Annotated in this window: 5 protein-coding genes and 1 pseudogene; 1 reads left to right on the top strand and 5 read right to left on the bottom strand. The window is 36.5% G+C overall.

Annotated elements, in window-relative coordinates; translation table 11 throughout:
• Positions 1 to 285: 285 nt before the first annotated feature.
• From AB7E63_RS13010 to AB7E63_RS12995, 4 genes are all read right to left on the bottom strand, one after another.
• Positions 286 to 1,920 carry a hypothetical protein gene (locus tag AB7E63_RS13010; RefSeq protein ID WP_428419635.1) on the bottom strand — a complete coding sequence of 545 codons (1,635 nt, stop codon included), beginning with the start codon at positions 1,918 to 1,920 and terminating at the stop codon, positions 286 to 288.
• Between the two features lie 176 nt (positions 1,921 to 2,096).
• Positions 2,097 to 2,486: a type III secretion system chaperone gene (locus AB7E63_RS13005; protein WP_428419634.1), complete on the bottom strand. Its 390-nt coding sequence runs from the start codon at positions 2,484 to 2,486 to the stop codon at positions 2,097 to 2,099.
• 57 nt (positions 2,487 to 2,543) lie between these two features.
• A complete protein-coding gene (locus tag AB7E63_RS13000) occupies positions 2,544 to 3,404 on the bottom strand; it encodes a hypothetical protein (RefSeq protein ID WP_428419633.1) in 861 nt (286 codons plus the stop codon).
• Positions 3,350 to 4,579: a hypothetical protein gene (locus AB7E63_RS12995; RefSeq protein WP_428419632.1), complete on the bottom strand. Its 1,230-nt coding sequence runs from the start codon at positions 4,577 to 4,579 to the stop codon at positions 3,350 to 3,352. Before AB7E63_RS12995 ends, AB7E63_RS13000 begins: the two co-directional genes overlap by 55 nt.
• 49 nt (positions 4,580 to 4,628) lie before the next feature.
• On the opposite strand from AB7E63_RS12995, the pseudogene AB7E63_RS12990 reads away from it, so the two are divergent.
• Positions 4,629 to 4,715, top strand: a pseudogene (locus tag AB7E63_RS12990) (IS982-like element ISPasp3 family transposase); the annotation flags it as partial.
• Between the two features lie 108 nt (positions 4,716 to 4,823).
• Here the strand turns inward: AB7E63_RS12990 and AB7E63_RS12985 are convergent.
• Positions 4,824 to 6,242: hypothetical protein (locus tag AB7E63_RS12985; protein ID WP_428419631.1), on the bottom strand; the 1,419-nt coding region annotated here is incomplete at its 5' end.

Below are 6,242 nucleotides of genomic sequence, written 5' to 3'. Positions count from 1 at the left end.
GTGCGCCTAGATATTTTCTGAATGAGGTCATGATATCTTAGTCTCTGAGTTAGTAAAAAATTTACCCAAAGTTTACGAAATCAAAATTTAATCTGCTTGGGAAAAATGCTCAGCGGGAACTGCTGCTAATTGATAGATTATTTTAAAGATGTTGGATTAGCGGCTAGTCCATATAACTAAAAACATTAATTTTATCTAGAATCGTTTGCATTTATTAGGATTCAATGTCGATTCAGTGGATGAAATAAAAAAGAGAGAACTCATCTCTCTTTTTTATTTTGAAATTTATCCATCATATTCGGGCGAAAACATAAATTCATCTACTTCCAATTTAATTGTTTTATTTTTATCTACACCAGTATAAATTTTTTCTTTTCTTCCCCATTTTCCTTTTGGCAAATTCCACTCATCTTTTATTCGACAAAATTTACCATCCACCATTCTATATAATTTCTTTCGAAAATCTAGAACAAGAGGACGTGGATCTTCAGGGCTTACTCCAATTCCAATACTCGGAATTGTTCTACTTTTAAAATGAATGTAGCGATAATCTAGTTTTTTCTCAAAATTACTTTCACTTAAAGAATAGTTTGTTCCCATTTTGTTCTCCAAATAAGCAGCATTAAATTTTTCTTTGGCAAGTTCAGCAACATCATTTTGATGTAAACTAGACTTAACCAAATATCTAATTTTTAACCCTTGTAGATAAGCTTCATACATAGCACATTTTCTTATATCTTTACGTTTTTTAGGCGCTATTCTTTCTAATGATGTTCCATCCCAGCTATCATCATCAGTGAAAGGGACTGGGACAAAAATTTTGTAAACAAATTCGAATTCCTCTGAAGAACCATTTGCGAAAACTTCAACTTTCATTGGCACCCCATAACAAAAAATGCTAGGATCTCCCTCTCTAGAACTTTCCCTAAGCCATGTTGTCAATAAAATTGTCTCTGGATCGTTAGATGATCGCTTAAAATGCATAGAAATTTTAAACTTACTTGTTCTATCATCTGAAAAATTACTATCTAAGTTCAACTTTTTCTCAGAAAGAATTTTACGAATTTCATTTATTAAATCTTTAAACTTTAAAATATTTTTTCGAATGCTATCGGATGAAGGTTTATATTCTCTATGATGAGAAAGTAAAGAAATTGGAGGAGATTCCGGAGAACCTGAATACGATGAAGCGGATTCATCTGAGTTTGTATAAGGAGGAGCTGAAGCAAATGAAGTATCTGAATTGGTTTTTTTGGTATGTTCTGTTGAATATCCTAAAAATTCCCTTGGTTTTTGACTTTTATATGGAGGTAATTTTTCAGCAATAATATAAGGTAATCCAGTTTTAAATTCTTTCTCTCCCCTTGACTTAAAAAACCATGAAGCCTCTTTTTGTGGAAAAATTGAAAAAGTTAGAATTTTTTGAATTCTATAGGCTGCCTCTACGTATTCATGGATAAATTCATCATTGTGAAAAGAGTAAAGTTTTATGCTACCTATATTTAGTTTATCTTTTTTTTCTAGTTTATTATTTTTATAGTAAACAATTCGAATTGAACTATATTTTTTAATAATAGCGGCATCGAGCGGGCTCAAGGTTAATGAAGAAACAATCCCATTTTCAACTTTTAGTTGAGCATAATTTCTTGTCAATTTTTCTCTTATCTCTTCCATGTTAAAAGTAGTCAGCTTAGGCCTAGCTGATTCTGGGCGCGTATCTCTATAGTATAAAAATCCGAATGAGTTGTTATCACATGCTCGATATATACTATTTTGAGCTGTTGTCTGGGACAGTTGCATGCTGGGGAAAGCCGCCGCAGAAATCAAAATGACTTTAAGCTCGTGAGAGGATTTTGGTTTAACGACTGTATAGACATCATTAATTTCTGGGTGAAGAGAAGACATTGAGGGGCATTGCATTATTAAATCTCCTTAGTTATATAGGTTTCGCGCTTAAAATCTTAAATATTTTTTTATTATTACACAAACAAAAATAAAGCGCTCCCCCTGTAATTTTTTTATTGACAGAGTGAGCGCTAAAAAATGTCGTAAACAAAAGAATCTTAAAGCTTTTTGCCAAGGAGCATGAAAATAGATTACTTGCCAAAAATCAGAGTTTCTTCGGACCAAAAATCGACTGAATTAACGAAATCTTCCAAATTATCTTTAAACAATTGGTAATCTTCTTTATTTTCCAAAGTTTGCGTTAATTTGATTGACTTATTGTCTTCACTTAATCCTAGAATTGCCCCTCGTGTTCCTTGCCCAAATAAATTTGCAAGAAGAAGCTGAGTGAATAATTCTTCTTGCTTAGTAGTTGGGCATGGAGCAACCGCGCACTCAAAATAAATGCCCTGGGGAATACTAGAAATATAAATTTTTATATCTTGATCTAAAGGAAAGACATATATTCCAGGAGTTTCTGATGTCATGGAATTTTCAAGTTCTAACTCCTCCGCTAATTGCTTCATGTGATTTTCTAACATAAGGCTTCCCTCACGGAAATGTACAAGTGCCTGGGCAACTTGTACATAAATTTGTTTTTAGTGAATACGATAATTAAATGCGCTGTAAAGTTTGGTAATCATCTGCTGAACCGCTTCCGCTATACTTTTTACTTTATCTTCGATATCTTTTAAGGAAGCACTTGCGTCAGCTCCGATTTTTCGAGCAATTTCTTGATATCCCTCAGCCAATTTAATATCCGCGTCATACTCAGCTTTTTTCACCTTCATGATACCTTGAACGACATTTTCATACATTTTGGCGGTCGCATCGGTCACATCCTTGGCTGTATTCATTGGAAACATTCTCATTTGGAAACTTCTACTTATTTGATCCCATTTCGATGCCCTATGCTCCTTCAATTTATTTTGTGCAGCTAGAATCTCATCCGCAGACCCTACTTTTGGCGATCCAGCCGTGTCAGGATCTGAAGGAGCTTTTAACCTTTTTACTTCAGCATTCAAAGACCTAGTTTGCTTATTATAATCACCAATCGATTTCTTCATCGCAAGAGCTCCCATAGCGCCATTCGCAACGGCCATACCGAGCTGTACGCCAGCACTTGCTGCCAACATGTAGTGCATCATCGCTTCTGTTTTCGCTGATTGCATAATATCACTAGCCATACGCTTAGCAAGGTCGATCGTCCATTGGTTGGACATGATATCCAATTTTGTCTCAACAAGCCTTTGTTGAGACTGAACTTTAATCAGCTCGGCCATTACCTCGATTAAAGCCACAACAAATGAAGCTGTCAAAAATGGGTTCCCGTGACCTTTTGATCCTGTTGGAAGAGCTCCCGTTCCTGTAGGAGCCACTAATGTAGGAGTATCGGCTGGGTTATTCAATATGAGGCTTTGATTGGTTCCTGAGACATAGGCAGAACTAAATTTGTCCATCGCGGTTGATATTCGCCTGCTAGTGCTGAGCCAGCTAAAGAGCCAAATTCTGTGATGGAAGACATGTCTTTCTTCACGTTATCCTCTGTTTGCCCTGCCAATTGCATGAGAGAACCTAAACTTCTTAAAAATTCATCATAATCCTGATTCTGCAAAGCGATATTGGCTTGGCTAAGATAGACTAATGCTCCTTGACCTACACCTCGTGGAAGCGCTCCATTTTCCTGCTGACTGGTGATGTACTGATCAAGGGTATTTAAATGGGTAAGCAACTGAGGTTGCAACGTTTCAAGCAATTCGCTTGCTCTCGATTGACCCATTGTTGCTGCAGCTTGTGTCCCCAGTATAAGGGACCATAATGTAAAAGCGGATGTCAAAGGGGTAACGGCATTTTGATTAATGCCTGTAGCTGAAATTAAATCGCCAACCACGGTTTCAATTACCCCTGAACCCGCGATTAAGCCGACGGCCAAATCTGTGGAGAAACGGCTGGCCTCATTGACATCACCGACTGCTTGGTCTGGAAATTGTCCGATGCCGTTTCCTAATGCTGTGCCTCCCAAAATGGAGGCCAAAGCGACTGTGCTAAGCAGAAGCTCGAGAGAATTAATCTGAGAGGTATTATCTAAATTCAGGATCGTTTGCAATCCACTGGCTGTATTATCGATTAAAGACGCAAAATTGTTGCTATAGACCCCATTATCTCCTGAAATTCCGTTCTGAAGGATGGCTAACGAAAGTAAATTGCTTGGCGACACTTCTCCTAGTGAATAAGCCATCACGACGGTACTTAGAGCATTGATGGAATCCCCTAAAATCTGATACGAATTATCACGCAAATCCCGTTGCAAGCTGTCTTTAATGTCTTGCAAACCTGCTGAAATCTGCACGAAGTCTCCTGCATAAACAGTCTGTTGCTGTGATAGAATGGTTAAGGCTGAGCTAAAGGTTTTGATTTCAGCCAAAGCATTTTGTACGGTGTCAAAATTGGGATCGTTAGGGCCAACCGCACTTAAAACGTTATTGAGAGAGGATGACAGGTTATCATTCAATGCAAGTGCCGCTAAAACTGCTTGGTAAGGAGCTGTCTGCGCAATTTCCAAACGATCTGCTTCTAATGAGCCTGTTGCCGGAAGCTGCGCAGCACTTTCAATAAACGCTAATGTCAGCGCCACAGAAGTGAGCACATTATCGAGGGCAACTAGGCTCAAATTTTGTTCTGGGAAGATTCATGCCATTACTCCTGAAGGATTTGAAATTAAAGTCTTCGGATTTCTTATTGCAGCTGCAACAAACTCCCTAACAAATTAGTTATTTGCAACTTACACTATCTATTAATAATAATTAAATTTTAAATAAAAATAACATAAAAAAAGAGAAAGCAACTACAAGCTTTCCCTTTTTATTTTATTTACATTGTCATGGTGCAAATATGGGTTGGTCTACTACAAATTTCATTGCTTTAATTTTGTCCACACCTGTAAGAACCTTTTCTTTTCTCTTACCTTTATTTTTTACTGACTCTGGATTTTCTTTGATCCTTTGAAATTTCCCTTCATGCACTCGGTAAATTTTTTTCTCAATATTTAGTATAAAAGGTCTAGGATCTTCAAATTGGCCACCAATTCCAATACTTTTAACGTTACGGTTTTTAAGACTTTGATAATGATATTCCCACCTACGTTTTAAATTGTGATCTGCATAATCAATATGGGTCACTATATCAGTCCAAAAATTCTGATTGTAATAAATCGAAGTATATTTTCTTTTTGCCTCGGGTGAATTTCCATGTAAAGCGGATTTAAATAAATGCCGTACGACAAGTGCATCTAAATAAGCTTTGTATACTGCATTTTTTCTTGCTTCTTCACAAGTTCGAGGAACTGCCATTTTAGCATACCATCCCTCCCATTTAGGATCGTCTAAAGGGACGCCTGCACTTGTTTGCAAAATACATTCAAATTTTTCAGAAGTCTCATCATCAAAGTTAATTTCAATGGTTGCAGGCACTCCATACTTAGGTTTCGAAAGTTGACCATTAGAGCTTTTGGGCAACCATGTTGTAAGTAAAATTGCTTCTGGATTACTTGAGGGATGTTTAAAATGCATAGAAATAGTAAATTTTCGAATCCCTTCTGAGTTACTTTCTCTATTAAGACCTCTGTCTCCCAGTATCCGGTCGATTTCATCTACTATCTCATTGTAATCTTCTATGGGGCCTCGCTTAGAAGTTGAGGTAGAGTTTCCTAATATTTTTGAAGAGGGGGATTGATTTATAGCAAATCCTCTATGGCTAGAAAGCATTGAAGGTGGAGGTGGGGATTCCAGAGAACCTGAATAAGATGAAGCGGATTGAAATTCTTCATCTGAGTTTGTATAAGGAGGAGCTGAAGCAAATGAAGTATCTGAATTGGTTTTTTTAGAAGATTCTATAGAAAATCCAAGAAATTTTCTTTGATACTCAAAACTTTTTTTAGCTATTTCGCTTTCAATATCATATGGAATACCTTGTTTGTAAGATACGTAATCTTCATCAACTACCTGGCAAGCGTTTTTCAGTCTTCCAAAGAAGCCAGTTGATTTTTTTTCTGTTTGTTTAAATATAGTGAAGCTAAGAAATTTTTGAGATCTATGCGCAGCCTGAATATACTCATATTTAAATTCCTCTTCCGCAAAGGCATAAATTTGCATTGCACCTAAATGTACTTTATTTTTTTTGTCTTCAAAATCATCTTGATCATTGTAGCAAATAACTTTTACAGGAAGATTCTCTCTAAATTGATTGATATAGAGTGGGCTAATTGTCAAAGAAGTTACGTCATTACTAATATCAAGCTT

The organism is Parachlamydia sp. (genome assembly GCF_050255895.1).
GTDB classification, from domain to species: Bacteria; Chlamydiota; Chlamydiia; order Chlamydiales; family Parachlamydiaceae; genus Parachlamydia; species Parachlamydia acanthamoebae.
The sequence above is the reverse complement of the archived record's forward strand: the minus strand, read 5'-3'. Positions and strand labels throughout refer to the sequence as shown.

Coding starts and splice junctions, on each gene's coding strand:
- AB7E63_RS13010 (WP_428419635.1), bottom strand. CDS start 1,920: ATGCAATGCCCCTCAATGTCTTCTCTTCACCCAGAAATTAATGATGTC.
- AB7E63_RS13005 (WP_428419634.1), bottom strand. CDS start 2,486: ATGTTAGAAAATCACATGAAGCAATTAGCGGAGGAGTTAGAACTTGAA.
- AB7E63_RS13000 (WP_428419633.1), bottom strand. CDS start 3,404: ATGGACAAATTTAGTTCTGCCTATGTCTCAGGAACCAATCAAAGCCTC.